The organism is Bradyrhizobium sp. AT1 (assembly GCF_001590795.1).
In the GTDB taxonomy this organism is placed as follows: domain Bacteria; phylum Pseudomonadota; class Alphaproteobacteria; order Rhizobiales; family Xanthobacteraceae; genus Bradyrhizobium.
The window spans coordinates 2,826,181-2,842,196 of record NZ_JXDL01000001.1 but is presented as its reverse complement, the minus strand read 5'-3'; the positions used below and the strand labels follow the sequence as shown (position 1 = coordinate 2,842,196).

Here is a 16,016-nt window from a genome sequence, read left to right as displayed (position 1 = left end):
CAAGGGCAAATGATCGAGGCCGAGCTTTCCCGCAGCGCGCAGCGCTGGTGCAAGGGCGCGACCGGTGTCACGGGCGCGGCCAAATTGTCGGGCGGCGCCAGTCAGGAAACCTGGCGCTTCGACATCACCCATCCCGATGGCGTGATCGGTACGATCCTGCGGCGCTCGCCGAAGGGGTATGGCGCAGCACCGACGCGCGCGGCGGGCCTTGCCGCCGAAGCGCAGCTGATGCAGCTCGCCTTCGAGGCCGGCGTGCCGTCGCCGCGCGTGATGCATGTGCTCGTGCCGGAGGACGATCTCGGCACCGGCTTCATCATGCAGCGGGTCGAGGGCGAGACCATCGCGCGCAAGATCCTGCGCGATGACGAGTTCGCAGCGGCGCGACCGCGCCTCGCGCGGCAGATCGGCGGGATTCTCGCAGGGCTCCACAAATTGCCGCAGGACAAATTGCCCGCGTTGCGCAGCCGCGGCGCGACGCAGGAGATCGCCGAGTTCGACCGCGACTATCGCAGCCTGAACTGGCCGAAGCCCGTGTTCGAGCTGGCGCTGCGCTGGCTGCGCGACCACGATCCCGGCCCGTCGGGCGAGACCACGCTGGTGCACGGCGACTTCCGCAACGGCAATCTCATCATCGGTGCCGACGGTGTCCGCGCCGTGCTCGACTGGGAGCTCGCCCATCTCGGCGATCCCATGGAGGATCTCGGCTGGGTCTGCGTCAACTCCTGGCGCTTCGGCGAGATCGACAAGCCCGTCGGCGGCTTTGGCTCACGCGAGGACCTGTTCGCCGGCTACGAGGCCGCCGGCCGCAAGGTCGATCCCGAGCGCGTCAAATTCTGGGAAGTGATGGGCACGCTGCGCTGGGGCATCATGTGCGGCGGCATGATGCAGCGGTTCCGCGAGGGCCCCGACCATTCGATGGAGCGCGCGATGATCGGCCGCCGCGCCTCTGAGACCGAGATCGATCTGTTGCGGCTGCTATCGCCGCGCGGGAGCTGAGCCATGCAGGACGAGCCGACCCCGATCGAGCTGACCAAATCCGTCGCCGATTTCCTCCGCAACGACATCACGCCGCTGATCTCCGGCCACCAGGCCTTCAAGCTGCGCGTCGCCATCAACATCCTCGATCTCGTCACGCGGCAACTGACGCGGGAGGAGGGAAGTGATGCTGCGGAAGTGGAACGGCTGCGCGCGCTGCTCGGAATCGACGGATCAGTGACGGATCTCAACCGCGCGCTCGCCGAGCGTATCGCGAAAGGCGAGATCGACCTCGCAACCCCCGGCCTCGCCGAGCATCTGTGGGCGACCACGATGGACAAGCTCGCCGTCGATCAGCCGAACTATGCTTCATACAAGCGCGAGCAGGGGCGGGGCGGCTAAGGAAGTCTGGGCTCCACACTCGCTGTCATCGCCCGCGAAGGCGGGCGATCCAGTACTCCGAGACGATTGTGGTTGAAACGATAGGGTGCGGCGTACTGGATGCCCCGGTCAAGCCGGGGCATGACACCGGTATTGTCGGAGATGCACGTCGCGGCCAAGAGCGAAGAGCTCTTACTTTCCCACCCATTTCGGCGGCCGCTTCTCCGAGAACGCCTTTGGGCCCTCGATGTAATCCTGCGAGGCCACCATGGCCTGCACCGCCGGATAGTCGCGCTGCTCCGCGATCGCCTGTTCCAGCGAGACGCCGAGCCCCTTCTGGATGGCCTGCTTCGAGGCCCGGATCGACATCGGCGAGTTCTTGGCGATCGTCTCGGCCCAGCGCAGCGCGGCGGTGAGTGCCTCGCCCTGTGGCACCACCTCGTTGACGAAGCCGAGCTCGAGGCCTTCCTTGGCGCTGACATGGCGCGCGGTGAGGATCATGCCCATGGCGCGCTTCAGTCCGATCTGCCGCGGCAGCCGGTGCAGGCCGCCGGCGAGCGCGGCAAGGCCGACGCGTGGCTCGGGCAGGGCGAAGGTCGCATTCTCCGAGGCGATGATGAGGTCGCAGGCGAGCGCGATCTCGAAGCCGCCACCCATCGCGACGCCGTTCACGGCAGCGATGATCGGCTTGTCGCAGTCGAAGCGCGCGGTGAGGCCGGCAAAGCCGCCCTTGTCCCAGCCGCGCTTGCCGCCCGCCGCCTGCCACTTCAGGTCGTTGCCTGCGCAGAACGCCTTGTCGCCGCTGCCTGTGACGATCGCGATCCATTGCTCGGGATCTCCGGCGAAATCGTCGAACACTTTCTGCAATTCGAAATGCGCATCGGTGTGCAGCGCGTTGTAGACCTCCGGCCGCGACAGCGTCACGATCGTGATCGGCCCCTTGCGTTCCACCTTGGAAAATTTCAGCTCCATCGCGCGCTCTCCGCATTTTCTTTCGAAGGAATATTGGCGTCATACTACCGCGCGCCAGCGCTGGCGCGCCATCGAATTGCGCTGGAGGGCCTTGCGCGTGCCACACGCCTTGCCTTGCTTGACTTGAGCGCGCTCTTCTCACCTTAATCGTGCGAAGCAGAAATGCGCCTAGCGCCTTAACGCAAAACGATAAAATCAATCCGGGAGAGAACCTGTGGATTTCTCATTGCCAGCCGATCTCGTCGCCTATCTCGGAGACCTCGACCGTTTCATCGCACGCGAGATCAAGCCGCTGGAAGAGGCCGACGACAACATACGCTTCTTCGACCACCGCCGTGAATGGGCGCGCACCGATTTCGAGAATGGCGGCCTGCCCCGGCACGAATGGGAGGCGCTGCTGCGCAAGGCCAAGGACCTCGCGGATGCCGCGGGGCATCTGCGCTTTCCCGTGCCGAAGCAATATGGCGGCAAGGACGGCTCTAACCTCTGGATGGCCGTGATCCGCGAGCATTTCGCGGCGAAAGGCCTCGGCCTGCACAACGACCTCCAGAACGAGCACTCCGTCGTCGGCAATTTCCCTGTCGTCACCATGCTTGACCGCTACGGCCGCGACGACCAGAAGGCGATGATCGACGGCTCGATCAAGGGAAAGTACCGCATCACCTTTGGATTGACCGAGCCGCATCACGGCTCGGACGCCACCCACATGGAGACGCGTGCGGTGCCCGCGACGCGTGACAACGTCAAGGGATGGATCATCAACGGCGAGAAGATGTGGACGACGGGCATGCATGTCGCCACGCACTGCGCGCTGTTCGCGCGTACGTCAGGCAATGACGGCGATGCCCGCGGCATCACCTGCTTCCTGGTGCCGGCCAAGAGCCATGGCGTCAAGGTCGAGGAGTACATGTGGACCTTCAACATGCCGACCGACCATCCCCGCGTCAGCTTCACCGACGTGTTCGTCCCCGAAGATGCGCTGTTCGGTGAGGTCGGCCGCGGCCTGTCGCTGGCACAATGCTTCGTGCATCAGAACCGCATCCGCCAGGCCGCAAGCTCGCTCGGCGCGGCCGTCTACTGCATCAACGAGAGTGTGAAGTATGCGCGCGAGCGAAAGCCGTTCGGCCGCGCGCTCGCCGAGAACCAGGCGATCCAGTTCCCGCTGGTGGAGCTTGCGACGCAAGCCGAGATGCTGCGCCTTCTGATCCGCAAGACCGCCTGGGAGATGGACCAGCTCACCGAGGAGCAGATCGAGCGAACGCTCTCCGACCGCGTCTCGATGTGCAACTATTGGGCAAACCGTCTCTGCTGCGAATCCGCCGACCGCGCCATGCAGGTCCACGGCGGCATGGGCTATTCACGCCACAAGCCCTTCGAGCACATCTACCGCCACCATCGCCGCTACCGCATCACCGAAGGCAGTGAGGAGATCCAGATGCGGAAAGTCGCGGGATTCCTGTTCGGCTATATGGGGCCGGGGAAGCATTGAGGCTTGCGCCGCTCTTGTAGGGTGGGTTAGCGGAGCGTAACCCACCACTTTTGTTCGAGTTGAAAGTGAAGAGGTGGGTTACGCCTACGGCTAACCCACCCTACAACACCGCGTCCTAATTCACCCGCCGATCCTTCCCCGCCCAATACGGCTCGCGCAATTGCCGCCGCAAAATCTTGCCTGAGGGATTCCGCGGCAATGCCGGCAGAAACTCCACACTCTTCGGCGTCTTGTAGCCGGCGATGCGCGTCCGGGTGAAGTTGATGATGTCGGTCTCCGTCGCTTCCTTGCCCGGCTTCATCACCACGACGGCTTTCACGGCCTCGCCCCATTTGTCGTCGGGGATGCCGATCACTGCGGCCTCGGCGACGTCGGGGTGATCGCACAGCGCGCTCTCGACCTCGGCGGGGTAGATGTTCTCGCCGCCGGAGATGATCATGTCCTTGATGCGGTCGTGGATGTAGAGGTAGCCGTCCTCGTCCATGTAGCCGGCATCACCCGTGCGCAGCCAGCCGTCGCCGCGCAATGTCGAAGCGGTCGCCTCCGGCAGATTCCAATAGCCCGCCATGTTGGAGCCCGAGCGCGTCGCGATCTCGCCGACCTGCCGCGGCGGCAGCGGCTTGCCGTCCGCATCGAGGATCGCGATCTCGACCCCCGGCAGCGCCTTGCCGGCCGAACGCATCCGCTCCAGCCCCTCGACGTGGTCCTCCGGCGGCAGCGCAACGATGGTGCCTGTCGTCTCGGTCATGCCATAGAGCTGAACGAAGCCGCACTTGAAGACCTCGATGCATTCCTTCAGCAGCGCCGCCGGAATCGGCGAGGCGCCATACAGCATGTATTTCAGCCGTGAAAAATCCACCGTCTTCGCGCGCGGCTGCCGCACCACGAACTGCATCGCCGCAGGAACCATGAAGAGTTTTGTGATGCCGCTGTGCTCGAAGAAGTCCAGCACCTTGGTCGGATCGAACTCGCGCGCGATCACGCCGCGGGCGCCATGATAGAGGCCCATCACGCCCCAGCCGGAGCCGCCGATGTGGAAGACCGGCATCGCGACCAGCGAGACGTCGTCGGTCGACCACCGGTTCCAGTCCGGCTTGTCCTCGGCATTGCCTGATTGCACCAGGTTGAGGAAGTTGGCGTGCGAGAGCATCGCGCCCTTCGGCTTGCCCGTGGTGCCAGAGGTGTAGAGCTGGATCGCGATGTCCTTGGTGTCGATCGCCACCTTCGGATCGTCGCCGCCCTGCGCATCGCGCCAGGCCGTAAAATCCGGCCATTCCGGCGCACCGCCTTCGGTGGTGATGACAGTGCGCACGCCCGGGATCTGATCCTTGATCTGATGGACCTGCGTGATGAATTCCGGCCCGACGAACAGCACCGGCGCCTTGCAGTCTTCGACGATGAAGGCGACCTCGGGCCCGGCGAGCCGCCAGTTCACCGGCGCCATCACGACGCCGGCCTTCATAGCTCCCATCAGCAGTTCGAAATAGATGTCGCTGTTCTTGCCGAGATAGGCGATGCGGTCGCCATGTCTGACGCCCATCGCGATCAATGCGTTGGCGACCTTGTTGGTCCTGACGTCGAATTCGGCAAAGCTGGTGAGGCGGCCCTCGAACTCGTAGGCGATGGCATCGCCGCGGCTCCCGGCGCGCTCGCGCACGATGTCGGCGAGAGTTGCCAATTTCTGTGTGGACATGTTTCTCCCGTGGCGTCTTGTTTTTGTGCAGGGGAGTGTGGGGGCAATCGCGGGTGAAGACAAGACGGAGGGGGATGCCGCAGTTTCGTGTCCCGGACGCTGCGCAGCACGGAGTGATGCGCTGCAGAGCCGGGACCTAGCATCTCTGCGGCATGGGCGCCGGCTCAGCAACGCATCACCTCGCAAGTGCGACGCGCTGCGCTGCGTCCGGGGCACGAGAGAGCACTACCCCCGCTTCGCCCGGTCCTTCTCGTTCTGCGCCATGATGCTCTCGCGGGCGGTTTTCCAGTCGTCGTCGCTCCAGTCGCGGAGCTGGTAGAAATTGCCGCCCATCGCGAGCGCCTGCGCGCCGTCCATCGCGATGGTCTCGCCGCTGATCCAGTCGCAGCCGCCGGAGATAAGGAACACCGCGACGTTCTGCAATTCTTCCATGGTGCCGACGCGGCCCATCGGGTTCATCGCCTTGGTGCGCGCGCCGGCCTCGTCGCCGGGCTTGATGCGCTTGCTCATGCCCTCGGTCGGGATCTCGCCGGGCGCGATGGTGTTGAGGCGGATGCCGTAGCGGCCCCATTCGGCGGCGAGCGACATCGTCATGGCGTGGATCGCCGACTTGCTCATCGCCGACGGCACCACGTAAGGCGAGCCGTTGCGCACCCAGGTCGTGGTGATCGACACCACGTTGCCGGGTTGCCTGGCCGCGATCCAGCGCTTGCCGACCGCCTGGGTCACGTAGAACGTGCCGTGCATGACGATGTTGGCGACGGCGTCGAAGCCGCGCGGCGACAGCTCCTCGGTGCGCGAGATGAAATTGCCGGCGGCGTTGTTGATGAGGTCGGTCAGCGGGGCGTCGCGAAAGATAGTCTCGATCATCTCCTCGACCGCGAGTGCGTTGCGGATGTCGACGCCGTGGCTGGTGACGCGGCCGCCATGGAGATCCATCAGCTCGGTCGCAGTCTCGTCGCACACGATCTTGCGGCGGCCGCAGATATGCACCTCGGCGCCGAGCTGCAGGAAGCGCGCCGCCATCGACTTGCCGAGACCGGTGCCGCCGCCGGTCACGAGAATGCGCCTTCCGGCGAGAAGATTTTCCTTGAACATGGCTGTTTCCCCCGTAGGGATTGTCAGTTAATTGGTCGATTGACTAAATCCGGCCAACAGCGTCCTGTAAAGCGGCACTGAACAAGAACAGGCAAGAACTCGGGGAGAATTCGTCCATGGAAGAGCGCGTCTCGATCTCGATCTCGGAAGGCGTCGCGGACGTGCGGCTGGTGCGCGCCGACAAGATGAACGCACTCGATCAGGCGATGTTCGAGGCCCTTGTCGCGGCAACCGAGCGGCTTTCGAAGGAAAAAGGCGTGCGCGTCGTCGTTCTCTCAGGTGAAGGTCGCGCCTTCTGCGCCGGCCTCGACATGGGGCGTTTTGCCGCCATGAAGGAAAAGGGCGGCAACGGAATTCCGGGTGGCGAAAATCGCGATCTCACCAAGCGGACGCACGGCCAGGCCAACTTCCCGCAACAGGCGGTGTGGGGCTGGCGCCAGCTTCCGGTGCCGGTCATCGCGGCCGTGCACGGCGTTGCCTTCGGCGGCGGCTTCCAGCTCTCGCTCGGCGCGGACATGCGCTTCCTGAGCCCCGATGCGCGGATGTCGATCATGGAGATCAAATGGGGCCTGGTGCCTGACATGGCGGGCACGCCGATCCTCGCCAGCCTCGTGCGCGACGATATCCTGCGCGATCTCACCTACACCGGCCGCATCTTCTCGGCGCAGGAGGCGATGACCTACGGCCTCGCCACGCGCATCTGCGACGACCCGCGCGCGGCGGCGCTCGAAGTCGCGCGCGAGATCGCCGGCAAGAGTCCCGATGCGGTCCGCGCCGCCAAACGGCTGCTCAACAATCTCTCGGTCGATCCGGGTCCGGCGCTGCTCGCGGAATCCGTCGAGCAGCAGAAGCTGATCGGCAGCCCGAACCAGACCGAAGCGGTGCGCTCCAATCTGGAGAAGCGCGCGGCGAGGTTTGCGGATTAGCCCCTCCTGTCATTCCGGGATGCGCCGGAGGCGCAGACCCGGAATCCATCGAGCCGCACGCTCCGTCGCCAAATGGATTCCGGGTTCGATGCTTCGCATCGCCCCGGAATGACGATCTGACCGGTACCCATTTCTCAACCCGACGAAAGATCGGAAAACAACAATGAGCGAAACGTCCAATTTTCTCGGCATCGTCTCCGGCGACCGCCGCCGCACCCACACCGACGTCGCAGCCCGTGCCGACCGCATCGCCTCCGGCCTCGCCAGGATCGGGGTGAAGCCAGGCGATTGCGTCTGCATGCTGATGCGCAACGACATCGCGTTCCTGGAGGCGGCCTATGCCGCGATGCGCCTCGGGGCCTATGGCGTGCCGATCAACTGGCACTTCAAGCCGGAGGAGATCAATTACATCCTTGGCGACACCGGCACGTCCGTGCTGATCGGGCATGCCGACATGCTGCACGCCTTGCGCGATGCCATTCCTGCGGGCGTCACCGTGCTCAGCGTGCCGACGCCGCCGGAGATCCTGTCCAACTACAAGATCGATCCCGATCATCTGAAGACGCCGGACTTCGCGATCGATTTCGAATCCTGGCTGGTCAAGTTCCAGCCCTATGACGGCCCGGTCGTGCCGCAGCCCATGAACATGATCTACACGTCAGGCACCACGGGCCATCCCAAAGGCGTCCGCCGCCACGCGCCGACGCCGGAGCAGCAGGCCGCCGGCGAGCGCATGCGTGCGATGATCTATGGCCTCAAGCCCGGCGCCCGCGCGATCCTGCCGGGACCGCTCTATCATTCCGCGCCGAACTCGTTCGGTATCCGCGCCGGCAAGCTCGGCGGCGTCTTGGTGCTGATGCCGCGCTTCGAAGCCGAGGAATTCCTGCAAGCGATCGAGCGTTACAGGATCGACACCATCTTCATGGTGCCGACCATGTTCATCCGCCTGATGAAGCTGCCGGAAGCGGTGCGCAAAAAGTACGACGTCTCCTCGCTGCGCCACGTCATCCATGCCGCAGCGCCCTGTCCCGCGGACGTCAAGCGCGCCATGATCGAATGGTGGGGGCCGGTGATCTACGAGTTCTACGGCTCGACCGAGTCCAGCGCCGTCACCTTCGCGACCTCAGAGGACGCGCTGAAGAAGCCCGGCACGGTCGGCAAGATCTCGCCCGGCGCGGAGCTGCGCTTCCTCGGTGAGGACGGCCGCGTGCTCGGCACAGGCGAGATCGGCGAGATCTATTCCCGCATGGCGGAGCTTGCCGATTTCACCTACCACAACAAGCCCGAGAAGCGCGCCGAGATCGACCGCGACGGCTTCATCACATCAGGCGACGTCGGCTACATCGACGAAGACGGCTACGTCTTCATCTGCGACCGCAAGCGCGACATGGTGATCTCGGGCGGCGTCAACATCTATCCGGCGGAGATCGAGTCGGTGCTGCACGCGGTGCCGGGCGTGCATGATTGCGCCGTGTTCGGCATCCCCGACGCCGAATTCGGCGAGGCGCTGATGGCGGTGGTCGAGCCGCAACCCGGCGTCGCGCTCGAAGCCGCCGGTGTCCGCGCCGCGCTGAAGGCGCATCTGGCCGACTACAAGGTGCCCAAGCACATCGAGATCCGCAGCGGCCTGCCGCGTGAGGATTCCGGAAAGATCTTCAAGCGCCGCCTGCGCGATCCCTATTGGGAGCAGGCGGGGCGAAAGATATGAGACCCTTGTAGCCCGGATGGAGCGAAGCGCAATCCGGGGCGGTGCTTGCGGCTGACATCCCGGATTGCGCTGCGCTTCATCCGGGCTACAAAGGAATCCAGGGAAGCATTCACGATGACCGACGCCGCAAACGAAGTCCTCTACACCGTTGCCGACCACATCGCGACCATCACGCTGAATGCGCCCGAGCGCATGAACACGATCTCCGGCCCGATGCTGAACGATCTGGCGCGGCTGCTGACCGAGGCCAACGAGGACAGGAACGTCCGCGTCGTCATCCTCACCGGCAGGGGCAGGGCGTTCTGCGCCGGGCTTGACCTCCGCAAGGAGCGCGACGGCAACGGCCTCAGCGCGGCGTCCTCGACGACCACGATCAACCTGCGCAACACCCCGCCGACGGTGCTGCAGGCCATGGACAAGCCGACCATCTGCGCCGTCAACGGCGGCGCAGCCGGCTATGGCATGGACACCGCGCTCGGCTGCGACATCCGCATCATGGCGGAGTCCTCAAAGCTCGCAGCCGCCTTCGTCAAGCGCGGCGTGGTGCCGGAGTCAGGCGGCACCTGGCTGCTGCCGCGCATGCTCGGCTGGGCCAAGGCGTCCGAGCTGATCTTCACCGGCCGCACCCTCAGTGCCCGCGAGTGCCTGGACTGGGGCCTCGCCAACGAGGTCGTGCCGGACGCGGAGCTGATGACCCGTGCCACCGCGATCGCCCGCGAGATCGCCGCCAACGCGCCGCTCGCGGTGCAGGCCTCCAGGCGGATGATGCGGATGGGCCTCAACGAGAATTTCCACGACCACGTCCACCACGTCTATCTCCAGCTGCTGCCGCTGTTCAAAACCCAGGACATGGCCGAAGGCATGAAGGCCTTCATGGAGAAGCGCGAGCCGAAATTCGAGGGGCGGTAGCCGGCTGCGCTGCGCCACTTGCAACAGGCTCCAATGCTGCTGAGCCTCATCCTGGGGAGACCGCGAAGCGGTCGTCTCGAAGGACGAGGCACGCGCTCCGCTCGCGGAAAATGCGATATACACTTCATTCGGGCTATTCGGCCGTCATAGCAGAGACGGATTTCGTGCCTATATGAGTGGGATCGTCCACCTCCGGATCATCCCATGTCTCCCGTTTCCATGCTCCTCAACATCCTCTGGATCATCTTCGGCGGCGCCTGGATGGCGTTCGGCTGGGTGATCGCCGCGGTCATCATGGCCGTCACCATCGTCGGCCTGCCGTGGGCGCGAGCGGCATTCAACATCGCCGTCTACACGCTGCTGCCGTTCGGCTCGCGTGCGGTCAACCGCTACGACGTCACCGGTATCGAGGATATCGGCACCGGCCCGCTCGGCGTGATCGGGAACATCATCTGGTTCGTGCTCGCCGGCTGGTGGCTGGCGCTCGGCCACTTATTGACCGCACTGGCGCTCGCGATCACCATCATCGGCATTCCCTTCGCCTGGGCGCATCTCAAGCTCGCCGGCATCGCGCTGTGGCCGATCGGCAAGGTGATCGTGCCGGCGTAGGGCGTGTATGAGGATTGCTTTCCATTGAGAGCAGCTATTTTGATCTTGCTTCTGACGTTGTCGCCGCCGTTATCCGCGCAGGCGCACAATGTAGAGTCGCCATCCGTTTCCCGCTTCCGTGCTTGTGTTCGTATGCACGCACCTGATGCGCAGGCGGCGGGGGGGCGGACGATGGTGGACGCTGCAAATTACGCGATAAGGGCCTGTCTGCAGCTGTTCGGGATTTTCCTGGACCCCAACGCCTCCTCGAAAGGGAAAGTCGCGGAGGAAGCGCTACCACCCGGAATTCTTCGTGCGGTCCTTAAGGAGGAGTGGGGCAACTTCCTTGGGCAGAAAAGCAGCCCATGGCCCGTAGGATTGGTTCGCTTCGCTCCACCATCCTACGCCTCACACAATCCCTGGCGTTGCCCGACGGGCAAAACACGCCACATGCAGGTCAACGCACAGTCCCACAAAAATTCTGATTGACCGAAATCTCTGTTTCGGCTAAACCGCATTCCATCCCGGCCCGCCAAAAGGGGCGTTTCGCGATCGTCACGATACGTGAGCCGGGATGCGATGGACGCGGCAGCGCCGGCGCGTGAGGTGATGGCAGGGCGGGCGAACCCCGTGAGCCATCGCGATCCGCGGCACGACACGGCGCGGTCACAGCGTTTGTTTTCGGCTTTGGGGGCGAGCACGCGCGAGCTCTCGAATGTCCGGGGAGGGACGTCCGCGGACGGCAAAAGCGTGTGGTCCTGGCGCCCGGGGTTCTGGCGTCAAGGCTTGCGGTGATGTGGCGGCCCGACCGGGCGCGTGCATCGATCAGCCGCAAGGCGACGGGGGCAATAGTGCATCGCTCCCCGGGGAGAGCGCGCCATAAGCCGTAACACCATTGCGCAGGGAAGGCCGGGCGTCCGGCATCACCTGTGGTCAACCCCGCGTGCGTTCTTCGCGTGCGGACCTCGGGTGCCAGCCGGCGCCCGGCCTTCCCTGCGCCCTTTCTCTTCCAATGGGGCGAAACGGACAGCACAGCTCGGGCGGAACGCGCCGCGAGATCGCGAAGACGTGTTTGTAGAGATTGAAGAGGGTCTCGTGCCCCGGACGCAGCGCAGCGCTTCTTAGCGATGCGCTGCAGAGCCGGGGCCCATCTCTCCACGTATACCGTGGGCCTTCTAGGTCCCGGCTCTGCGCAGCAGCGTTGCACGCTGCAGCGCGTCCGGGACACGGACCAGCCGGCAGTGTGCGCCGCCACCAAGTTCATCTTGCACTGCGGCGGAAAAATATCGCACACTCGCCGTGCCGGGCCATCCAAGCGAGCTCGAACCAAGGAGCGAGCCATGTCCCTCCAGACCGTATCGTCCGACGCCGCTGAACCGCGCTCCAACCGTCCTGAGGACATCCAGGTTACGGAAGCGGAGGCACGGCTGCGGGACGACATCCGCCTGCTCGGGCGCATCCTCGGCGACACCGTGCGCGACCAGGAGGGCGCCGAATTGTTCGACTTGGTCGAGCGCATCCGGCAGACCTCGATCCGGTTCCACCGCGACGAGGACCGGCTGGCCCGCCGCGAGCTCGAGCAGATCCTCGACAGCATGTCGACGTCAGAAACTGTACGTATCGTCCGCGCCTTCAGCTATTTCTCGCACCTCGCCAACATCGCCGAGGACCAGAACAACATCCGCCAGATGCGGGCTCGCGGCGCGGGCAAGAACTCAGGCGTGCTGGCGGAAACGCTCGCCCACGCCAAGGCGGCGGGCATCGGCCCCGACGCGCTGCGCAGCTTCTTCAAGTCCGCGCTTGTCAGCCCGGTGCTGACCGCGCACCCCACCGAAGTGCGCCGCAAGAGCACCATGGACCGCGAGATGGAGGTGGCCGGCCTGCTCGATCGCCGCGAGCGCGTGGCGCTGACCGCAGAGGAGGCTGAGGCCAGCGACGAGCAGCTTCGCCGCGAGGTGCTGACGCTGTGGCAGACCAATCTGCTCCGCCGCACCAAGCTCACTGTGCTCGACGAGGTCGCCAACGGCCTGTCGTTCTACGACTACACTTTTTTGCGCGAGGTGCCGCGCCTGGTCAACGCGCTCGAAGACAGACTGGAGGAGGGCGGCGAGCAGGCGGCCGGCGAGCTCGCCTCGTTCCTGCGCATGGGCAGCTGGATCGGCGGCGACCGCGACGGCAATCCCTTCGTCACCGCCGACGTGATGCGCGGCACGCTGCGGCTGCAGTCGAGCCGCGTGATGCAGTTCTATCTCAACGAGCTGCACGTGCTCGGCTCGGAGCTGTCGATCGCGGCACATCTCGCCGACGTCTCCGAGGAGCTGCGTAACCTCGCCGAGCGCTCGCCGGACACCTCGCCGCACCGGAGCGGCGAGCCTTATCGCCTCGCGGTCTCAGGCATCTATGCGCGCCTGACCGCCACGGCCGAAATGCTTCAGGTCGAGATCACGCGCCGGCCGGTCGGCAAGGGCGCGCCATATGCCAGCGTGAAGGAGCTGCAGGCCGATCTCGACGTGCTGCACCGTTCGCTGATCTCCAACAACGCCCGCGTCATCGCCCGTGGCCGGCTGCGGCTGCTCCGCCGTGCGGTGGATTGCTTCGGCTTCCATCTGGCGCGGCTCGACATCCGCCAGAACTCGGCGGTGCACGAACGCACCATCGCCGAGCTGATGGATGCCGCCAACCCCGGCATGTCCTATCTCGCGCTCGGCGAAGACGCCCGCATTTCGCTGCTGACCAACGAGCTGCGCTCGACGCGCGCGCTGGTCTCGCCCTTCGTCAAATACAGCGACGAGACCATGGGCGAGCTCAACGTCTTCCATGCCGCCGCCGAAGCGCATGCCAAGTTCGGCTCGGACGCCATTCCCCAATGCATCATCTCGATGTGCAAGGGCATGTCCGACATGCTCGAGGTCGCGGTGCTCTTGAAGGAGGTCGGCCTCGTCCATCCCTCCGGCCGCAGCGCCATCAACATCGTGCCGCTGTTCGAGACCATCGAGGATCTGCAGGCCTCCTCCGGCATCATGGACCGCATGCTGTCGCTGCACGATTACCGGCGCCTGGTCGACAGCCGCGGCAGCGTGCAGGAGGTCATGCTCGGTTATTCCGACAGCAACAAGGACGGCGGCTTCGTCACCTCGGGCTGGGAGCTCTACAAGGCCGAGATCGGTCTCGTCGAAGTGTTCGAGCGGCATCATGTGCGGCTGCGCCTGTTCCACGGTCGCGGCGGCTCGGTCGGGCGCGGCGGCGGGCCGAGCTATGACGCCATCATCGCGCAGCCCGGCGGGGCGGTGAACGGCCAGATCCGCATCACCGAGCAGGGCGAGATCATCTCGTCGAAATATTCCAACGCCGAGGTCGGCCGCAACAATCTGGAGATTCTGGCGGCCGCGACGCTGGAGGCGAGCCTCTTGCATCCGCGCCAGAGCGCGCCGCGCCGCGAATATCTGACCGCGATGGATGAGCTCTCGAACCTCGCCTTCAAAGCCTATCGCGGCCTCGTCTACGAGACCGAAGGGTTCGTCGACTATTTCTGGTCATCGACCGTGATCAACGAGATCGCGACGCTGAACATCGGCAGCCGTCCGGCCTCGCGCAAGAAGACCCGCGCCATCGAGGACCTGCGCGCCATCCCCTGGGTGTTCTCCTGGGCGCAATGCCGCCTGATGCTGCCGGGCTGGTACGGCTTTGGCAGCGCGGTCGAGCAGTGGATCGCGGAGCATCCCGACAAAGGCATGCCGTTCCTGAAGGAGCTCTACAAGGAATGGCCGTTCTTCCGCATGCTGCTGTCGAACATGGACATGGTGCTCGCCAAAAGCTCGATCGCGATCGCCTCGCGCTATGCCGAGCTCGTGCCCGACGAAGCGTTGCGGGAGAAGATCTTCGGCCGCATCCGCCGCGAATGGCACGCCTCGATCGAGAGCCTGCTCGACATCATGGGCCAGGACCGGTTGCTGCAGGGCAATCCGCTGCTGGAGCGTTCCGTGCGCCACCGCTTCCCCTATCTCGATCCGCTCAACCACGTGCAGGTCGAGCTGCTGAGAGAGCACCGCGCGCAGAACCCGGACGAGCAGGTGCTGCGCGGAATTCAGCTGACGATCAACGGGATTTCGGCGGGATTGCGCAATACGGGGTAGGGGCTGCTCCTCGATCGTCATGGCCGGGCTTGACCCGGCCATCCACGCGCTTCAGCAAGCGCAGACAGACGTGGATACCCGGGCCTTCGCCGCGCGGAAGCGGCTTCGGCCGCGCAGGCGGGTCGAGCCCGGGCATGACGAGGAGAGAGCGTGGGTGCTCAACAGAAATGCGCGCCCTGCGTCTCCACATAGACCGCATAGAGCGACTGGCTCGCGGTCATGAACAGGCGGTTGCGCTTCTTGCCGCCGAAGCAGACATTGGCGCAGGTCTCCGGCAACAGGATCTGTCCGATCCGCGCGCCGTCGTTGGCTGCGAATATCTGCACGCCGTCATAGCCGGGGCCGACCCAGCCGGCGCCGACCCAGATGTTGCCCTCGGTGTCGACGCGCAGGCCGTCCGGGAAGCCCGACTTGCCCTCGAGCTTCATGTCGATCAGCTTTTTTGGGTTGGACAGCTTGGCCCCGTCGATATCGTAGGACCACACCACGTTCTCCGCTTGCGGGTAATGCGTGATGCCGGTGTCGCAGACATAGAGCTTCTTGTAGTCGTGGCTGAAGGCGATGCCGTTCGGCTTGAACGGCTCGTCCGCGACCTTGGCGACCTGCCCGGTCTGGGTGTCCAGGCGATAGACCGCTTCCTTCTGGTGTGGCTGCAGCGAGCCGGTGTTGGCGAGCTTGCCCTCGTAGATGCTGATCGCGCCATAGCCGGGATCGGTGAACCAGATCGCCTTGTCGTTGGGATGCACCACCATGTCGTTCGGGCCGTTGAGCGGCTTGCCATTCGCCTGCTCGGCCAGCGTCGTGATCGAGCCGTCATGCTCGTAGCGGACGAGGCGCGTGCGCTCGGCAGAGAGCTGGCGACCCTCGGTGTCGAACGAGTTGCCGTTGGCCTCGTTCGACGGCTTGTGGAACTGCTCGGAGATGTGGCCGTCATCGTCGAGATAGCGCAGCTGCCGGTTGGCGGGGATGTCGCTCCAGACGAGATATTGTCCCTGCGCATTCCACGCCGGCCCCTCGGCCCACAGACAGCCGGTGTAGAGCCGCTTGATTGCGGTGTTGCCGACCTTGGCCTTGAAGCGCTTGGGGTCGATCGCGACGATGTCGGGGTCGGGATAGCGCTGCGGCTCGGCATTGGCGCCGAAGT

The 16,016-nt window shown here is 65.0% G+C and carries 12 protein-coding genes; 8 read left to right on the top strand and 4 right to left on the bottom strand.

From position 1 onward, the window contains the following. The first annotated feature begins 9 nt into the window (after positions 1 to 9). The gene (locus SE92_RS13425) at positions 10 to 996 is read left to right on the top strand and encodes a phosphotransferase family protein (protein WP_063196136.1); all 987 of its coding nucleotides are present in this window, start codon (positions 10 to 12) and stop codon (positions 994 to 996) included. Between the two features lie 3 nt (positions 997 to 999). After that, complete coding sequence (locus tag SE92_RS13420) at positions 1,000 to 1,377, top strand: DUF6285 domain-containing protein (RefSeq protein WP_063196135.1); 378 nt, start codon at positions 1,000 to 1,002, stop codon at positions 1,375 to 1,377. A 171-nt stretch (positions 1,378 to 1,548) separates the two neighbouring features. Here SE92_RS13420 and SE92_RS13415 read toward each other — a convergent pair whose 3' ends face one another. Continuing rightward, positions 1,549 to 2,328: an enoyl-CoA hydratase-related protein gene (locus tag SE92_RS13415; protein WP_063196134.1), complete on the bottom strand. Its 780-nt coding sequence runs from the start codon at positions 2,326 to 2,328 to the stop codon at positions 1,549 to 1,551. A gap of 214 nt (positions 2,329 to 2,542) precedes the next feature. Between SE92_RS13415 and SE92_RS13410 the strand changes: the two genes are divergently transcribed. Beyond that, positions 2,543 to 3,817: an acyl-CoA dehydrogenase family protein gene (locus tag SE92_RS13410; protein ID WP_063196133.1), complete on the top strand. Its 1,275-nt coding sequence runs from the start codon at positions 2,543 to 2,545 to the stop codon at positions 3,815 to 3,817. Between the two features lie 115 nt (positions 3,818 to 3,932). Here the strand turns inward: SE92_RS13410 and SE92_RS13405 are convergent, their stop codons facing one another. Both SE92_RS13405 and SE92_RS13400 read right to left on the bottom strand, forming a co-directional pair. Continuing rightward, a complete protein-coding gene (locus SE92_RS13405; protein ID WP_063196132.1) occupies positions 3,933 to 5,510 on the bottom strand; it encodes a fatty acid--CoA ligase in 1,578 nt (525 codons plus the stop codon). A gap of 225 nt (positions 5,511 to 5,735) precedes the next feature. Further along, positions 5,736 to 6,608, bottom strand: coding sequence for an SDR family oxidoreductase (locus SE92_RS13400; protein WP_063196131.1), 873 nt, complete (start codon positions 6,606 to 6,608; stop codon positions 5,736 to 5,738). A gap of 116 nt (positions 6,609 to 6,724) precedes the next feature. Here SE92_RS13400 and SE92_RS13395 point away from each other — a divergent pair, with 116 nt between their 5' ends. The 5 genes from SE92_RS13395 to ppc all read left to right on the top strand — a co-directional run bounded on the left by SE92_RS13395 (position 6,725) and on the right by ppc (position 14,872). Beyond that, positions 6,725 to 7,534: a crotonase/enoyl-CoA hydratase family protein gene (locus SE92_RS13395; protein ID WP_063196130.1), complete on the top strand. Its 810-nt coding sequence runs from the start codon at positions 6,725 to 6,727 to the stop codon at positions 7,532 to 7,534. A gap of 163 nt (positions 7,535 to 7,697) precedes the next feature. Continuing rightward, positions 7,698 to 9,242, top strand: a complete 1,545-nt coding sequence (locus tag SE92_RS13390) for an acyl-CoA synthetase (protein WP_063196129.1) — start codon at positions 7,698 to 7,700, stop codon at positions 9,240 to 9,242. A 114-nt stretch (positions 9,243 to 9,356) separates the two neighbouring features. Then, a complete protein-coding gene (locus tag SE92_RS13385; RefSeq protein ID WP_063196128.1) occupies positions 9,357 to 10,151 on the top strand; it encodes an enoyl-CoA hydratase/isomerase family protein in 795 nt (264 codons plus the stop codon). Between the two features lie 204 nt (positions 10,152 to 10,355). Then, a complete protein-coding gene (locus SE92_RS13380; protein ID WP_063196127.1) occupies positions 10,356 to 10,760 on the top strand; it encodes a YccF domain-containing protein in 405 nt (134 codons plus the stop codon). A gap of 1,319 nt (positions 10,761 to 12,079) precedes the next feature. After that, entirely contained in the window at positions 12,080 to 14,872 is a 2,793-nt protein-coding gene (gene ppc / locus SE92_RS13375; protein ID WP_063196126.1) for a phosphoenolpyruvate carboxylase, read from the top strand. A 158-nt stretch (positions 14,873 to 15,030) separates the two neighbouring features. Here the strand turns inward: ppc and SE92_RS13370 are convergent. Then, on the bottom strand, positions 15,031 to 16,016 hold a 986-nt coding region (locus tag SE92_RS13370), incomplete at its 5' end, for an SMP-30/gluconolactonase/LRE family protein (RefSeq protein ID WP_063196125.1).